16 protein-coding genes and 1 other annotated feature are annotated in these 16420 nt (G+C 58.4%); of the genes, 6 read left to right on the top strand and 10 right to left on the bottom strand.

What is annotated here, in order from left to right; all coding sequences use genetic code 11:
* Positions 1-60 precede the first annotated feature (60 nt).
* Positions 61-705, bottom strand: a complete 645-nt coding sequence (gene adk / locus QZ766_RS21580) for an adenylate kinase (RefSeq protein ID WP_297207110.1) — start codon at positions 703-705, stop codon at positions 61-63.
* 300 nt (positions 706-1005) lie between these two features.
* On the opposite strand from adk, the gene QZ766_RS21575 reads away from it, so the two are divergent.
* A complete protein-coding gene (locus tag QZ766_RS21575; protein WP_297207108.1) occupies positions 1006-1593 on the top strand; it encodes a hypothetical protein in 588 nt (195 codons plus the stop codon).
* A gap of 15 nt (positions 1594-1608) precedes the next feature.
* The gene (locus QZ766_RS21570) at positions 1609-1824 is read left to right on the top strand and encodes a helix-turn-helix transcriptional regulator (protein ID WP_297207106.1); all 216 of its coding nucleotides are present in this window, start codon (positions 1609-1611) and stop codon (positions 1822-1824) included.
* Between the two features lie 190 nt (positions 1825-2014).
* Here QZ766_RS21570 and htpG read toward each other — a convergent pair whose 3' ends face one another.
* From htpG to QZ766_RS21555, 3 genes are all read right to left on the bottom strand, one after another.
* Complete coding sequence (gene htpG, locus QZ766_RS21565) at positions 2015-3889, bottom strand: molecular chaperone HtpG (RefSeq protein ID WP_297207104.1); 1875 nt, start codon at positions 3887-3889, stop codon at positions 2015-2017.
* Positions 3890-3996: 107 nt separating this feature from the next.
* Positions 3997-4602 (bottom strand): recombination mediator RecR, encoded by a 606-nt coding sequence (recR, locus tag QZ766_RS21560; protein WP_297207102.1) that lies wholly within the window; start codon positions 4600-4602, stop codon positions 3997-3999.
* Between the two features lie 104 nt (positions 4603-4706).
* A complete protein-coding gene (locus tag QZ766_RS21555; RefSeq protein WP_297207100.1) occupies positions 4707-5585 on the bottom strand; it encodes a pirin family protein in 879 nt (292 codons plus the stop codon).
* 107 nt (positions 5586-5692) lie between these two features.
* Here QZ766_RS21555 and QZ766_RS21550 point away from each other — a divergent pair, with 107 nt between their 5' ends.
* Positions 5693-6598, top strand: coding sequence for a LysR family transcriptional regulator (locus tag QZ766_RS21550; RefSeq protein ID WP_297207098.1), 906 nt, complete (start codon positions 5693-5695; stop codon positions 6596-6598).
* Positions 6599-6663: 65 nt separating this feature from the next.
* Here QZ766_RS21550 and QZ766_RS21545 read toward each other — a convergent pair whose 3' ends face one another.
* The 4 genes from QZ766_RS21545 to QZ766_RS21530 all read right to left on the bottom strand — a co-directional run bounded on the left by QZ766_RS21545 (position 6664) and on the right by QZ766_RS21530 (position 10147).
* Entirely contained in the window at positions 6664-6996 is a 333-nt protein-coding gene (locus tag QZ766_RS21545) for a YbaB/EbfC family nucleoid-associated protein (protein WP_004858807.1), read from the bottom strand.
* A gap of 53 nt (positions 6997-7049) precedes the next feature.
* Positions 7050-8972, bottom strand: a complete 1923-nt coding sequence (gene dnaX / locus QZ766_RS21540; RefSeq protein ID WP_297207088.1) for a DNA polymerase III subunit gamma/tau — start codon at positions 8970-8972, stop codon at positions 7050-7052.
* Positions 7653-7717, bottom strand: a sequence feature (DnaX frameshifting element). Its footprint overlaps the gene before it by 65 nt.
* Before the next feature lie 95 nt (positions 8973-9067).
* Positions 9068-9619: an adenine phosphoribosyltransferase gene (apt, locus tag QZ766_RS21535; RefSeq protein ID WP_297207086.1), complete on the bottom strand. Its 552-nt coding sequence runs from the start codon at positions 9617-9619 to the stop codon at positions 9068-9070.
* A 147-nt stretch (positions 9620-9766) separates the two neighbouring features.
* Positions 9767-10147, bottom strand: a complete 381-nt coding sequence (locus QZ766_RS21530) for a DUF454 family protein (protein ID WP_297207085.1) — start codon at positions 10145-10147, stop codon at positions 9767-9769.
* 68 nt (positions 10148-10215) lie between these two features.
* Here QZ766_RS21530 and priC point away from each other — a divergent pair, with 68 nt between their 5' ends.
* Both priC and rsmS read left to right on the top strand, forming a co-directional pair.
* Positions 10216-10743: a primosomal replication protein N'' gene (priC, locus tag QZ766_RS21525; RefSeq protein WP_297207083.1), complete on the top strand. Its 528-nt coding sequence runs from the start codon at positions 10216-10218 to the stop codon at positions 10741-10743.
* A gap of 12 nt (positions 10744-10755) precedes the next feature.
* Positions 10756-10947 (top strand): pleiotropic regulatory protein RsmS, encoded by a 192-nt coding sequence (rsmS, locus tag QZ766_RS21520; protein ID WP_297207081.1) that lies wholly within the window; start codon positions 10756-10758, stop codon positions 10945-10947.
* Between the two features lie 2 nt (positions 10948-10949).
* Here rsmS and mscK read toward each other — a convergent pair whose 3' ends face one another.
* Positions 10950-14300 carry a mechanosensitive channel MscK gene (mscK, locus tag QZ766_RS21515; protein WP_297207079.1) on the bottom strand — a complete coding sequence of 1117 codons (3351 nt, stop codon included), beginning with the start codon at positions 14298-14300 and terminating at the stop codon, positions 10950-10952.
* A gap of 129 nt (positions 14301-14429) precedes the next feature.
* A complete protein-coding gene (acrR, locus tag QZ766_RS21510; RefSeq protein ID WP_297207076.1) occupies positions 14430-15083 on the bottom strand; it encodes a multidrug efflux transporter transcriptional repressor AcrR in 654 nt (217 codons plus the stop codon).
* Positions 15084-15223: 140 nt separating this feature from the next.
* Between acrR and acrA the strand changes: the two genes are divergently transcribed.
* Entirely contained in the window at positions 15224-16408 is a 1185-nt protein-coding gene (gene acrA / locus QZ766_RS21505; RefSeq protein ID WP_297207073.1) for a multidrug efflux RND transporter periplasmic adaptor subunit AcrA, read from the top strand.
* Positions 16409-16420 lie beyond the last annotated feature (12 nt).

The following is a 16420-nucleotide window of genomic DNA, read 5'->3' as shown; positions in this document are numbered from 1 at the left end:
TGAGAGGTGAAAATGAGATTTTTTCTCACCCGGAGAGGCCGGGTGAGAAAACCTGCGGCCTTAGCCGAGGATTTTTTCCAGTTCAGCGCGTACTTCGGCAACCGGTTTGGTTCCGTCGACTTTGGCATAGCGAGTGTTGCCCGCCTGCGCTTCTTTGGAGTAGTAACCGATAAGCGGCGCGGTCATCTGATGGTACTCAACCAGGCGCTTGCGCACGGTCTCTTCCTGGTCGTCTTTGCGGGTGGTCAGCTCTTCGCCGGTCACGTCGTCTTTGCCTTCCACCTTCGGCGGATTGAATTTAACGTGATAGACGCGACCGGATGCGGCGTGGACACGACGGCCAACGATGCGATCAACGATCAGCTCGTCCGGTACGGCGAACTCCAGCACGTAGTCAACAGCGATACCCGCTTCTTTCATGGCATCAGCCTGCGGGATAGTGCGCGGGAAGCCGTCAAGCAGGAAACCGTTGCGGCAGTCTTCCTGAGCAATACGCTCTTTGACCAGAGCGATGACCAGCTCATCGGTTACCAGCTTGCCGGCATCCATGATGTCTTTGGCTTTTTTGCCCAGCTCAGAGCCAGATTTTACTGCGGCGCGCAGCATGTCACCGGTGGAGATCTGCGGAATACCGTATTTCTCCATGATGAACTGTGCCTGAGTTCCTTTACCAGCGCCCGGCGCGCCGAGCAGAATAATACGCATTGCGTAATTCCCCATAGATATAAATATTCATTCGAATTTGAGGCGAAAACCATACCATTAAAGGTGGTTGCATCACAAGGAAGCCGCGGGTTTTGCCTGTGCTGATGCAAGAAAATGCCGACAATCTGGCCTCCCGTTTCAGCGCGATGTGAACAAAAGCGTTTTAGCCGGAAGCCACAGCGTTCAAATATAGCCTGAAGATGTTCCTAAAGACGCCCTGTCGCAACAAAAAATTATTGCACCACGATAATTCCAATACGCATAATCGGCGCGAAAATTCATCCTGAAGGGAAAATCGTAATGCAGAGTAATCGCAGGGAAACCCAGCAGCGCTCGCTGAGCCGCCTGAGCGTCGTAGGCAAATCCACGTCACTGCTGATCTGGGGGCTGGCGCTGTGCTGGCTGCTGGGGGACGCGTACCTGTGGCTAAGCCAGGGGCGGGAAATGCTGCACGCAATACGGGTGCCGCTGTCGGAGAGCCAGCCGCTGCTCGCCTCGGCGGATTTCGCCCTGTCGCGAGCTACCGAGGTCGCGCTTGTTGTTCTGGATATGCTGCCTACTCTGCTGACGTCGGTGGTCTGGCTGCTGACCGGCCTTTTCTTCTGGCGCCTGGCGCGAAACGAGCTGTGGACCGCACGCAATTTCAGGCTGCTGTGGCGCGCGGGTTTACTGAACCTGATCGGCCCCTTCCTGAACTCGCTCATCTGGACCGCCCAGGGTCTGGCCGTCTCCCGGGATTTACCGCCGGGCGAGCGTATTTTCGTGTTCTCTCTCGGGCTCTCCACCGGCGGCGTTTATGAGGTGGTGGTCGGGATTGTACTCTGCGCCTTTGCCTGGATGATCCGCGAGTCGACCCGGCTGTATGAAGAGAATGCGCTGTACATATAATGCTAAGGAGCGCATGTGGCAATCGTAATAACCCTCGATCTGGTTATGGCCAAACGAAAAATCCGCTCCAAAGCGCTGGCGGCGGAAATTGGGATCACGGAGGCGAATTTGTCTCTGATGAAAAATGGCAAAATTAAAGGCATCAAGCTGGATACCGTGGAACGCCTGTGCAAAGCGCTGAACTGCCAGCCGGGGGATCTTTTCTGCTATGAGGAGGAGCCGGGGTCGTGATCCGCGCGCTGCTGTGAAGCAGCAGGAAAAACCCGATGCGATAAGCGAGCGTCAGCGCCGGGATCCCTGGCCCACCGCCGACGATGACAGCCCGCACAGCAGCATCCGCCTGCAAATCGGGCTATAAAAAAACCACCTGCCGGGGCAGGTGGTTGATGACATGCGCAATTGCCCGGCGGGCGCTGCGCTATCAGGCGGTCAGCAGCTGGTTCATGCGCTTGATGAACAGGTTCGGATCTTCCAGCGTGCCGCGCTCGGCCAGCAGAGCCTGGTCCAGCAGCAGCTCAACCCATTCGCCGAATTTCGCGTCGTCCTGAGTGTCCGCGGCGCGTTTCACCAGCGCGTGCTCCGGATTGAGTTCGAAGATGTACTTCACTTCCGGCACGCTCTGGCCCGCGGCGGCGAACAGCTTCGCCATCTGGGTGCTCATTTCGTCCGCTTCGGTAGTAACGATAGCCGGCGTGTCAGTCAGGCGATGCGTCAGGCGCACCTCTTTCACGCGATCGCCCAGCAGGGTTTTCACGCGCTCGATGAACGGCGTCAGCGCTTTTTCCGCTTCTTTGGTGCTCTCGTCCACTTCGTCCGCCAGCTTGTCCAGCGACTCGTCGGCTTTCGCCACCGACTGGAAGGACTTACCGTCAAACTCGGTCAGGTAGCTCATCATCCACTCGTCAATGCGATCGGAGAGCAGCAGCACTTCGATGCCCTTCTTGCGCAGCAGTTCCAGATGCGGGCTGCTGCTTGCGGCCGCGTAGCTATCGGCGGTGATGTAGTAGATTTTTTCCTGACCTTCCTTCATGCGGGAAACGTAGTCGTCCAGCGATACGGTCTGCTCGGAGGAGTCGGTATGGGTCGAGGCGAAGCGAAGCAGTTTGGCAATAGCCTGCTGGTTGCTGCTGTCCTCTGCCGGGCCCTCTTTCAGCACCAGGCCGAACTGTTTCCAGAAGGTCTGGTATTTTTCAGCGTCGTCTTTCGCCAGTTTTTCCAGCATCTGCAGCACGCGTTTCGTCAGAGCGCTGCGCAGGCTGCGGGTAACGCTGCTGTCCTGCAGAATTTCACGGGAAACGTTGAGCGGCAGATCGTTGGAATCTATCAGGCCGCGCACGAAACGCAGGTAGTTCGGCATGAACTGCTCGGCGTCGTCCATGATGAATACACGCTGAACGTACAGCTTCAGGCCGTGCTTGTGATCGCGGTTCCACATATCCCACGGCGCCTGGGCCGGGATGTACAGCAGGCTGGTGTACTCCTGCTTGCCTTCAACGCGGTTGTGGCTCCAGGCCAGCGGGTCGGTGAAGTCGTGAGCGATGTGCTTGTAAAACTCGTTGTATTCGTCGTTGGAGATTTCCGCTTTATTGCGGGTCCACAGCGCCTGGGCCTTGTTGATTTTCTCCCAGGAGATCACGGTTTCGCCGTCTTTCTCTTCACGGGTTTCAATCTCGACCGGCAGGGCGATGTGGTCAGAGTATTTGCTGATGATCGAGCGCACGCGCCAGTCGTCGAGGAACTCGTCCTCGCCTTCGCGCAGGTGCAGGGTGATTTCGGTGCCGCGATCTTCTTTGGTGATGTCGGCAACGGTGTATTCCCCTTCGCCGGCAGATTCCCAGAACACGCCTTTGTCGGCGCTGTCGCCCGCAGCGCGGGTGCGCACGGTGACTTTATCGGCCACGATGAAAGCGGAGTAGAAACCCACGCCGAACTGGCCGATCAGCTGGCTGTCTTTTGCCTGGTCGGAACCCATGGATTCCAGGAACGATTTGGTGCCTGACTTGGCGATAGTCCCGAGGTGGTCAATGACCTCTTCCCGGTTCATGCCGATGCCGTTATCGGCAATGGTCAGAGTGCGTTTTTCTTTATCGAAAGAGACGCGCACGCGCAGTTCGCCATCGCCTTCATACAGATCCGGCTGGGACAGCGCGCGGAAACGCAGCTTGTCCGCCGCATCCGAGGCGTTGGAAATCAGCTCACGCAGGAAAATTTCTTTATTGGAGTACAGAGAATGGATCATCAGGTGCAGAAGCTGTTTGACTTCTGACTGGAAACCGCGGGTTTCTTGTCCTTTCATGGGAAAATTCCTCAATGCCATATACAGAGTGAAAAAAGCGTTGAGGGTGAGATGGGGCTGGTGCGGAAATTTTTCAAGCGGGAGAACGAGAATGTTCTCCCATTTGCTTAAAAACGAATCTTGTGGCGGCCCGCCAGGGAGTGCGACAGCGTGGTGCCGTCCACCATCTCCAGCTCGCCGCCCACCGGCACGCCGTGGGCGATGCGGCTGGCTTCAACGCCGTACTGTCCGCAAAGTTCGGCGATATAGTTGGCGGTCGCCTCCCCTTCTACGGTCGGGTTAGTTGCGAGGATAACTTCGGTAATTTTTTCCGCGCTCAGGCGTTCTTCAAGGCGGTTAAGGCCGATGTCGTCGGGGCCAATGCCGTCCAGTGGCGACAGATGGCCCATCAGCACAAAGTAGCGCCCGGAGTACTGGCCGGTTTGCTCAATGGCGTAGATATCCGCCGGGCTCTCTACCACGCAAATCTGGCCATTCTCACTTCGGCGCGGGTTGGCGCAGATGTTACAGACTTCCTGCTCGGTAAAGGTGCGGCAGTCGGCGCAGTGGCCAATTTCGGACATCGCCCGGGTGAGCGCCTGCGCCAGGCGCATCCCGCCGCTGCGGTCACGCTGCAGGAGCGTAAAGGCCATACGCTGGGCCGATTTAGGACCAACGCCGGGCAGGCAGCGCAGGGCTTCCATAAGAGCTGTAAGTAGAGGACTGGTTTGCATTGATTGGGGGCGCGTCAGATAAAAAGTGGGCTATAGCCTATCATTAGCCCGGCGAGCGGGGATAGAAAAAAATCTCCCCCGGAACCGGGGGAGATAAGGCGGGATTATTCGCTGTAGGCCATCTGTTTGCCAAAGCGGCCCTGGTTGAAATCATCGATTGCCTGATGAATTTCCTGCTCGGTGTTCATCACGAACGGGCCGTAACCAACGATAGGCTCGTCAATGGGCTCACCGGCCAGCAGCAGCACTATCGCGTCGTTGTTGGCTTCGATGGTAACGCTGTCGCCTTTGGCATCCAGCACCACCAGCTGCGCCTCGCGGGCCACCTCTTCGCCGTTCACCAGCACCGTGCCTTTCAGCACTACCAGCGCCGTGTTCCAGCCGTCTGTCAGATCCAGCCGGGTGGTGGTATGCGCGTTAAGACGCATGTCCCAGATGTTCATCGGCGTAAAGGTGTGCGCCGGTCCTTTGTGGCCGTTCAGCTCGCCGGCGATAATCCGCGCGGTACCCGTGCCGTCCGCCAGCGGAACCGCCGGAATATCGGCATCGACAATCGCCTGATAGTTCGGCGCGGTCATTTTGTCTTTCGCTGGCAGATTCACCCACAGCTGCACCATTTCCAGCGTGCCGCCGGACTCGCTAAAGGCGTGTGAATGATACTCTTCGTGAAGAATACCGCTGCCTGCGGTCATCCACTGCACGTCGCCGGTGCCGATAACGCCGCCGTTGCCGGCATTGTCGCGGTGCGCCACTTCACCTTTATAAACGATGGTGACGGTTTCAAAACCGCGGTGCGGGTGCTGATCGACACCGCGCTGGCCTTTACGGCTCGGCTTAAAGTCTGCCGGGCCGGCGTAGTCCAGCAGCAGGAACGGGCTCAGCTGCTTGGCCATGTTTGAGTATGAGAACATTGAACGCACCGGGAAACCATCGCCCACCCAGTGAGATGCCGGAGCTGAATATACGCCAAGAATGGATTTCATGTTGCTTCCCCTTACGGATTGTTTCGATGGGATAGAGCTTACAGGTAAGACGTTCATCGCGGTAGAGTGCTAAAATGAACTCAGTGTTCCACCAACAGGACAATAGCGTGCAGGATTTAAACGATTTGGCATACTTCGTGGAGGTTGTCGAGCACGGCGGCTTTTCCCCCGCCAGCCGGGCAATCGGCATTCCAAAATCGCGCCTGAGCCGGCGTATTGCGCTACTGGAGGAGCGGCTCGAAACCCGGCTGCTGCAGCGATCCACCCGCAGCTTTACGGTTACCGAAGCCGGACAGGTGTTCTATCGGCATTGTAAAGCGATGCTGATTGAGGCCGAGGCCGCCCAGGAGGCAATTGATACGCTGCGGGCCGAGCCCCGGGGCACCATCCGCCTCACCTGCCCCATCGCCCTGCTTCACGTACACATTGGCGACATGCTGACCGAGTTTATGGTTCGCTACCCGCAGGTCACCATTCAGCTTGAAGAGACCAACCGCCGGGTAGATGTGCTCAATGAGAATGTCGACCTGGCGGTCCGGGTGCGGCCGCTGCCGCTGGAGGACAGCGATTTGGTGATGCGCCAGCTGGCTACCCGCAGCATGTGCCTGGTAGGCAGCCCGAAGCTGGTGGCGCAGTTTGGCCAGCCCTCTTCTCCGGCGGATCTCCAGCTGTGGCCGAGCCTGGCCCTGAGCCGCGCCCGGCAGATCCACCGCTGGACGCTGTACGGCCCTGACAAGCAAGAGGCGATCGTCCGCCACCATCCTCGCTTTATTACCACCGATATGCTCGCCCTGCGGGCGGCGGCCGCAGCGGGCGTCGGCGTAGTGCAGCTGCCGCTGATGATGCTTACCGAACAAATTGAAAAGGGCGAGCTGGTGCACCTGCTGCCGGCGTGGCGCGCGAAGCAGGAAATCATTCACGTGGTGTTTCCGTCGCGCCGCGGCCAGCTGCCGGCGGTGCGGGCGCTGATTGATTTTCTGGCGGAGCGCTATAAAGAGCTGGAGGAGAATTGAGAGGGAAACGTCTGGCGCGGGCAAACCCATGAAATACCGCCGGCAGAACGCCGGCGGTACGGGGATCAGAACGGCATTTTGAAGCCCGGCGGCAGCTGCATGCCGGAGGACACGGAGGCCATCTTCTCTTTCTGCGTCTCTTCGATGCGGCGCGCGGCGTCGTTAAACGCGGCGGCAACCAGATCTTCAAGCATGTCTTTGTCGTCTTCGAGCAGGCTCGGATCGATCTCCACGCGGCGGCAGTTGTGCGCGCCGTTGATGGTCACTTTAACCAGACCGGCACCGGACTCGCCGGTGACTTCCAGCTGCGCGATCTCTTCCTGCATCTTCTGCATCTTATCCTGCATCTGCTGGGCCTGTTTCATCAGGTTACCCAGACCGCCTTTTCCACCAAACATAGGCTTCTCTCTTAGATCAAGTCATCGTTAAATAAACGACCGCCAGGGGGCGATCAAATGGGGCGAATGCTCTCTTCATCCAAATCCGCGTCGAAAAATCGGCGCAGGGTCTGGATGTTGCTATCCGCGATCATGGCCTCGCGCGCCTGCGCGAGCTTTTCTTCATAAATTGCCTGACGCCACTCCAGCGGCGTGCGCACTGCTGGATTATCATCTTCAATAATAGTCAATTCAACCGGCGAACCGCTTAATTGACTCAGGGCTTCGGCCAGCGCCTTCTGCGCGCCGGTATTGTTGAGGTGGCGCTGGGAAGGACGCAGATGCAGCTGTATGCGGCTGCCCTCCTGCTCTTTCCAGGCATTGAGCGCTACCTGCTCCACCAGCTTGGGCAGCGTGAGCGTGGCAACTTCCGCCGCCCAGGCATCGCGCTCGATAGCTTCTGCCGCCAGCTTCAGCGCCAGCTCGGGCGTTTTTTCATGCTCCAGCGCCTTTTTCAGCGCCTTCGGCGTGGCGACTTCTTCTTTCGTCTGGACCACCGGCGCGGTGGATTTCCAGCGGTAGGCCTCTTTTTTCTTTACGGGCTGCTCCCGGGCGGCGGCGGCCGGGCGCGACTGGACGCGCTCCGTGACCGACGCCAGACGCTCGAGCGCAGCGTTGTTCACCGGCCGCGCGCGGGAAGCGGCTGCCGGTTCACTCTTTTTTGGCTTGGGTACTCCCTGGGTGCGCTGCAGCTGGCTGCGGGCGGCCAGCACCTGGCTGGTCGCATCCGGCAGGGATTCCGGATTGTACGCCGGTGCCGAAGACGGCGCCTGCTGCACCTGGGTTGGGCTCATCACCGCGGTGGGCGCAACGGGGGCGAAGGATTGCGGTTCGGGCTCCGGCAGCGGCTGGCGCGGATGAAACGCCAGCGCCCGCAGCAGCGTCATTTCCACGCCCATCCGCCGGTCGGGCGCGTAGGGCAGCTCTTTGCGGCCGATGAGCAAGGTCTGATAGTAAAGCTGAATATCTGCCGGCGGCACGGTGCGGGCCAGCTCGCGCATGCGGTGCTCGACGATGGCCATATCGCTGCCCAGCGCCGAGGGCGAGAGCTGTACCATTGCGATGCGGTGCAGCAGGCTCTGCATTTCAACCAGCAGCGCCTCCCATTCGATGCCGCGCGCGGCAGCGTCGTGGATCTGGCGCATCACCTGTTCGCCGTCGGCGGCGACCAGAGCTTCAATCAGCGACAGCGCCTGATCGTCATCCAGCGTGCCGAGCATGGTGCTGACGCTTTCTACCGTCAGCTGGCCGTCGCCGCTGGCGATGGCCTGATCGGTAAGGCTCAGCGCGTCGCGCAGGCTGCCGTCCGCAGCGCGGGCCAGCAGCTGCAGCGCCCGCGGCTCGGCGGGGACGTGCTCTTCGCCAAGAATATGTTCAAGCTGCTGGCGGATCTGATCGACGTCCAGCGCCTTGAGGTGAAACTGCAGGCAGCGGGAGAGGATCGTCACCGGCAACTTCTGCGGATCGGTGGTCGCCAGCAGGAACTTCACGTGCGGCGGCGGCTCTTCAAGGGTTTTCAGCAGCGCGTTAAAGCTGTGGCGCGACAGCATGTGCACTTCATCGATCAGGTAGACCTTAAAGCGTCCGCGCGCCGGCGCGTACTGCACGTTATCGAGCAGATCGCGGGTATCTTCAACTTTGGTACGCGAGGCGGCGTCTATCTCAATCAGATCGACAAAGCGGCCTTCCTCAATTTCCCGACAGTTATCGCAAACGCCGCACGGCGTGGCGGTGATGCCGGTTTCGCAGTTCAGGCATTTAGCCAGCAGGCGGGCGATAGAGGTCTTGCCGACCCCGCGGGTGCCGGAAAACAGATACGCGTGATGGATGCGCCCGGAGGTTAAACCGTTTGCCAGTGCGGTCAGCACATGTTCCTGGCCGACGACGTCAGCAAAGGTTCGAGGGCGCCATTTTCGGGCTAAAACCTGATAACTCATGAGCTGGCTCTGAAACGCTGGAAGGTGGAATACAGGGGGATAATGCTAACACAACCTCACCCGCCGGGCGAGGCTGCGAGAGACGCTGAACAGGATCAGTGCCCCGGGAAGGAGACCAGGCTGTAGCAGTTGATACCCTGCGCTTCGAGACGCTGCTCGCCGCCGATATCAAACAGGTTGATGATGAATGCCGCGTCGGTGACGTTGCCGCCCAGGCGGCGGATCAGCTTGACGGTGGCTTCAATGGTGCCGCCGGTCGCCAGCAGATCGTCGACCACCAGCACGTTATCGCCCGGCTTAATGGCATCAACGTGAATTTCCAGCTGATCGGTGCCGTACTCCAGCTCGTAGCTTTCAGCGATGGTTTCGCGGGGCAGTTTTCCCGGTTTGCGTACCGGAACAAACCCTACGCCCAGCGCCAGCGCTACCGGCGCACCAAACAGGAAGCCGCGCGCCTCGGTGCCCACCACTTTCGTGATGCCGGCATTTTTGTAGCGCTCGGTCAGCAGTTCGATGCTGAGCGCGTAGGCTTTAGGATCTTCCAGCAAACTGGTGACATCGCGAAAAAGAATGCCAGGCTTCGGATAATCCTGGATGCTTTTAATGCTGTTTTTGAGAAATTCAAGCTGCTGTGCAGTTGCGGTCATAGGTGTATGCCTGATTAAAACGGTGTTACCCACAGGGCGCTGACGCAGGGTTAAAGTCAGATAAGCTCAACCTTTAACCAGCAGCACCCGTGCTCGAAAACGCCAGAATGTACTGGCACTGCGGGACAATTGCAATAACCATTAAAGTCATTGCCGTTTTTGTTGCTCTGGGTCAACCACCGGTATGCGCCACATGAAAAACAGCAGGCACATCAGCATCGCCAGCAGCAAGATACGCACCCAGGTGATGTTGACTAACCACAGGGAGACGGCAAAGGTCACTATAATCACTGCGATAGCGCGCGATTTCGCCCCCGGCGGCATGGCCCTGTGCTGCTGCCAGTGGCGCAGATAGGGACCGAACCACGAGCGGTGAAGCAGCCAATGGTGAAAGCGCGGCGAAGAACGTGAAAAGCACCAGGCCGCCAGCAGAATAAACGGCGTGGTGGGCAGCAGGGGCAGAAACACGCCCAGCGTGCCCAGCGCTATCGCCAGCCATCCGATGATGAGTAAAATAGTCTGTTGCATAGGCATAATAATGAGCAAGCTGAACGGCAAATGTAGCACAGGTATTCGCCCTTTCACCGGAGAAAAGCATGAAAACTGACCTGCTGCTGGGCTCCCTTGCCGCGCAGCTCGCGCGTCTGGAAACGGAGGTTGCGCCCGTTGCGCAGCAAGCGACTCTGGGTGCGCGCTTTGATCGGCAGCTGTTTACCACCCGCAGCCCCTACCTGCAGGCCTGCGTTGAAGAAGCGCGCGGCAATCTGCAGGCGCTGGGGCGCGCGGTAGAGCGCGAGCAGCTTCCCCGGGTACAGTGGCTGGCGGAGCGCCTGGTCGCGCAGCTTGAGGCAATAGCCCGGGAGAGCAAAACCTGGTCGCTACGCGGCTGGGACAGCGGTTCCCCGGCGCTTACCCGCTGGCAGCGCCGCAGGCTCCAGCATCAGGAGTACGAGCGCCGCCTGCTGGAAATAGCCCAATCGCGCCGGGCGATGCTGGCGAAAGCCACAACCCTTGACGAACAGCAGCGGCTGAGCCGCGAAGTGGAGGCCTGCGGCACCCGCCTGAGCCGCTGCCGCGAGGCGCTGGCAAAAATTGAAAACAGACTGGCGCGGATGACGCGCTAACGAGGAGAGTGTATGTCGCTGGAAAACGCGCCGGACGAGGTCAAGCTGGCGGTGGATTTGATTATGCTGCTGGAAGAGCACGCCGTTGCACCGGAAACAGTGCTCGGCGCGCTGGAAATCGTCAGAAAAGACTTTGTGCGTAAACTGCGCGAGTCCGGGGACAGCGATCCGCGCTCCCCCGCGGCGGGAGAGCGCGAAGCCTGATCCTAAACCGCGGCGGCCGGATCGTCGCCTTTAAGCTCGCGTTTCACTTCCGTCACGTTGTCGCCCTTCTCGTTGTGCAGGTGCACCTCAAGCTGATTAAAGGCGATATCAATATTGTTTTCCCGGCACAGCCGGTCAATGCTGCGGTTCAGCTCATCCACAGTGTGGCTGCGATCGCGCAGCTCGCGCACGTACAGGCGCAGCTCGTGATCCAGCGTACTGGCGCCAAAGGTGGTGAAAAACACCGCAGGGGCCGGATCGAACATTACCTTCGGATGCTCTTTCGCCGCCTGCAGCAGCACCGCTTTTACCTTATCCAGATCGGATCCGTAGGCCACGCCGAGGGTGATCACCAGGCGAGTCACGGTGTCCGACAGCGACCAGTTGATCAGCCGCTCGGTGACGAACGCCTTGTTAGGGATAATCACCTCTTTACGATCGAAGTCAGTGATCGTCGTCGCGCGAATGCGGATCTTGCTGACGGTGCCGGAAAAGCTGCCGATAGTGATGGTATCGCCAATACGCACCGGGCGCTCGAAGAGGATGATCAGGCCGGAAACGAAGTTACCGAATATCTCCTGCAGGCCAAAACCGAGGCCCACCGAGAGCGCCGCGGCCAGCCACTGGAGCTTGTCCCAGGAGACGCCCAGCGAACCGAGCACCGAGGTGGCACCAACCGCAATAATCACGTAGTTGAGGATCGTGGTAATGGCATAGGACGCGCCCTGGCGCATGTTGAGGCGCGAGAGCACCAGCACTTCAAGCAGGCCGGGCAAGTTGCGGATCAGCGCCCAGGCCACCGCCATCATAATCAGCGCGAACAGCAGGTTGCCGAGCGTCACCGCGCGCAGCACGCTGCTGCCCGCCTCGGTCACGCTGTAGCTCCAGAGCGTAATGCTGTCCAGATAGGCAAATACCGAGATTAAGTCCGACCAGATGGCCCAGAAGATAACACCGAACAGCGCGAACATCACCAGCATGGTGATGCGCAGGGTCTGCTGGTTGACCTCGTCAAGCCCAATCGCTGGCTCTTCCACCGGCTCGGCACCTTCTGCGCCCTCTTTCACCTGGTTCTGCCGGCGGGCTATTGCCCGGCGGTAGGCGATACGCCGGGCGGCAACGCTCAGCCCGCGCATCACCGAGTGCCAGAGCAGGTTCCAGCAAATAACCAGATACACGGTTTCAATCCAGCGGCCCGCCAGGCGCAGGGTGGTGTAGAAGTAGCCCGTGGCGGTCAGCACCATCAGCGCCATCGGTACCATCGCCAGCACGGTAATGGTTGCCAGGCGCAGGCCGTGGGACTCTCTGTCCCGCCAGCTGTCGCGGCACATCGGCCAGATAAGGATCGCGATGGCCAGCAGATTGAGGAAAATAACGAACTGCCCGACGGCATCATCCATCAGGTGCAGCGGCGACAGCTCGGCGGCTACCGACCAGAAGTGCAGCGGCAACAGCGCCAGGCTGATGCGCACTATCTGGCGGCGCCAGTGGCTGGTCAGCTGCTCGGGCATATTAAAGTGGCGTACCGCGACCCCTTCTTTTTCCAGTACTTTCCAGCACAGTCCAAATATCAGCCAAAAGATAGCCAGCTTTTTACTGAAGGCCCACAGCAGATCGCTGATATTGAGCTGCATGGTGAGCAGAATAAGTCCGACCGCCAGAATAATCAGCACCACCGGCAGCGCGCGAATAAGGTCAATCAGCAGCGCTTTCGGCGTGTGCAGCTGGCTGTCGTTGCGCAGCTGGCCCACTTCCGATGCCAGCTGCTTCTGGTAGGCTTTCAGCCATCCGAGCCGCCAGCGGATCCCCCAGGCAAGCAGCAGCAGCGGCAGCCCGGCGAGGAAAGCGATAAACACCGCGGGCCAGGCTTTCTCCCAGTTGACGGTGATTTTCATCTGGCTGAACTGATCTTTTACCGCCGACGGGAATGATTTGATCCACTCCCAGTCCATCGGCTTGTTGCTGTTAACCCAGAAAATCTGCTGGGTGAGGATCTCACGCAGGTTTTTCGACACGCTGACCAGCTGCTGCTGATTGATTTGCAGGTTAATGGCCATCATCAGCTGATTCCCCAGCTGCTTGTTCATCTGGTCGAGCAGCTCGCGGCGCATGTCCACCACCTGCTCCAGCGCGTCGGTCACATCGTCGTTCACTTCGCTTTCATGACCCGTTTCCAGTTTGGTCACGTAGTCCGAAGTCTGAAAAAGGGCGTCGCGCTGCTGGTTGATTTCAAACTGCTCAAGGCGCAGGTCGGCAATGCGCGAGGTCATATCCTCCAGCTCGTCCGCCGAGGGGATACGCTGCTGCTCCTGATAAAGGATGCGGGAGAGAAGCAGGCTGCCTTTGAGCATCGAGATCTGCTCTTTAATATTGCGTTCAGACTGCAGGGCCCGATCGAGCCAGGTTTTGATGCGGATATTTTGCTGGAACAGCTGGTTGCCGCTCTGGGTGGCGGCAATCAGGCGCTCGCTAAGCTGGTGGTTGGCATCCAGCTCCTGCTTAACCAGCGGGTTGGCCTGAATGCGGGCCGTTTCATCCGGGGATACCGCCTCTTTCGCGGTCTTTTCCGTCAGCGTCAGGCGCTTGCTGTTGAGCGCTTCCTGCAGCAGCTCCAGCTGGTGCTCAAGGCGGGTGCTGTTGGTGGTCAGGTAATCCCGCTGTTTTTGCAGCGTGTCCTGCAACACGGTATTGCCCGACAGGCTTTTACGCTGTTGCTCAAGCTCGGCATTAAGCAGCACCTGCTGGGCCTGCAGCTGCACCTGCTGAGTTTCGCGCAGCGCCCCCTCCCCCACGGTTGCGCCGTTGAGGCGGGTGCGGATCTGCTGTAGCTGCTGCGATGCTGAATACATGGCATTCTGCACCCGTTCCGGCTGCGTCTGCAGCGAAACCAGCTGACTGTTGTAGGATGCGAGATCGTTTTGCGCCGACTGCAGCTGCTCGATGACATCGCTGACCCGCGCCTCAAGCTGGCGTACTGAAAGTCGGTTGAGGGTCGCGCGGGTTTCGCTATCGTCGTCAACGTCGCTCAGGCTGGCCAGACCGTCAGTGGCCTGACGCATTTTGGCCGGCGCCTGATCGATCTGCTGCTTGAGCTGGGCGGTTTCATCCTTTACGCGATCGATTTTATCGAGGATCTGCAGTGTCTCGGTTAAATCCTGCTCAACCAGCTTATCCTGCGGGGTGAGGTTCTTTTTTTTCTGTAGCGCGGTCAGCTGCTTTTGCACATCCGCACGGTCCGGCAGGTCTGATATACCCTGTTCACGGGCGTGTACTAGCGGTATGGTGATGAAAAAGCAAAAGAGAGCGGCCATAAATGCGGAAAACGATTTCCGCCTGAAGAGCGTCGGTTGCATAGGATTGGGCGTAAAGGGTTTGAGAACCGGTTGTTATCGGGAGTGATATACGGCGAAGAATAGCACTTATCCCCGGCGCCGAATAGCTGCCGCCAGCAGGAAAATTCTGCTTATTGACGCCTCATTAAGTCAGGCGCTGAGCGCATCCGGCGCGGCGCGTAGCGAAGGGCAAAATTTATACATTTCCAGCAGAATAGTGACATAATGCGGAGCTTCTTTTTGCAGCTCAAAGGAGTCTGGCGCAAACAGCCAGTTCTCGACGATGCCGGAAATATAGCTGCGCATCAGAATGGCGGCGCGGCGGGTTAGCAAGTCGGCGGGAAGCTGGCCGGCGTTAATGCACTCGTGAAGGATTTGCTCAATGCGCTCGTAGCTTTCGATGCATAAATCCCGCTGCTGGAAGCGAACTGCCGCCATTTCACCGACAAACTCGCATTTATGAAAGACAATTTCCATCAACAGGCGCCGCCGCTCTTCGGACACGGTAGCTTCAAGAATATAGACTAATATATGGGTTAGCACTGCGAGTGGATCGCCGGGGAGTTTTGCCCGATACTCTATTTCCATATCGGTGATGCTTGTTTCCGAAAGCTGCCAGATTTCGCTGAAAAGATCGGATTTATTTTTGAAATGCCAGTAAATCGCACCTCGGGTCACGCCTGCCGCTTTGGCAATCTCCGCCAGCGAGGTCGATGATACGCCCTGCCGGGAAAAAAGACGCAATGCGACATCTAAGATATGTTGCCGCGTTTCCATCGCTTGTTGTTTGGTTTTTCGTGCCATAGGTCGGTGAATTTACAGAGGTTAGATTTACATACATTTGTGAATGTATGTACCATAGTAAGATCAAAATATAAAGCATCATTGGGTTTATGGACATTTGATCCATCCATCATTTGAAATCGGACATTCGAGGTTTACATATGAAGAAAAACAGAGGGTTAACGCCTCTGGCGATCGTTGTGATGCTCTCGGGCAGCCTGGCGCTTACGGGATGTGACGACAAAGAGACTAAGCAAACAGCGCAGGTGCCAGAAGTGGGTGTCGTAACGCTCAAAACTGAACCTCTTCAAATTACCACCGACTTGCCGGGGCGCACCAACGCATTTCGCGTTGCAGAAGTTCGTCCTCAGGTTAGCGGCATTATCCTGAAGCGAAACTTCACGGAAGGTAGTGATGTGACCGCCGGCGTGTCCCTGTATCAAATCGATCCGGCTACATACCAGGCAGCCTACAGCAGCGCTAAAGGCGATCTGGCAAAAGCTGAAGCCGCGGCAAATATCGCGCAGCTGACGCTGAATCGCTACCGCAAACTGGTGGGCACTCAGTACATCAGCAAGCAGGAATTCGACAGCGCGCAGGCCGATGCCCAGCAGGCCAATGCGACCGTGCTGGCCGCAAAAGCCGCCGTTGAGACCGCGCGCATTAATCTCGCCTACACCAAAGTGACGTCGCCTATCAGCGGCCGCATCGGTAAATCTGCCGTGACGGAAGGTGCGCTGGTGCAAAACGGCCAGGCCAACGCGCTGGCGACCGTGCAGCAGCTCGATCCGATTTACGTTGACGTGACCCAGTCCAGCAACGATTTCCTGCGCCTCAAGCAGGAGCTGGAAAGCGGCAAGCTGCAGCAGAAAGACGGTAAAGCGAAGGTCGACCTGATTACCCAGGACGGCATTAGCTATCCCCAGAGCGGTACCCTTGAGTTTTCCGATGTGACGGTAGATCAGACCACGGGCTCCATTACCCTGCGCGCCATCTTCCCTAACCCGGACCACACGCTGCTTCCCGGCATGTTCGTTCGTGCCAAACTGGAAGAAGGCGTGAATCCGGATGCCCTGCTGGTTCCGCAACAGGGCGTTACCCGCACGCCGCGCGGCGAAGCATCGGTGATGATTGTTGATGCTGATAACAAAGTGGCAACCCGACAGATCACCGCCGAACAGGCTATTGGCGACAAGTGGCTGGTAACAGAGGGTCTGAAAGCCGGCGATAAAGTCATTATTACCGGCCTGCAAAAAGTGAAGCCGGGCGCGCAGGTTAAGGCGCAAGAAGTGAGTTCTGACGGCAAAAAACAGCAAGCCGCTCAGTCAGATAAAGCTCAGTCTTAACTTAAACAGGAG

This window comes from uncultured Pluralibacter sp., from assembly GCF_913775985.1.
GTDB lineage: Bacteria > Pseudomonadota > Gammaproteobacteria > Enterobacterales > Enterobacteriaceae > Pluralibacter.
This window is presented reverse-complemented; position numbering and strand designations above follow the sequence as displayed.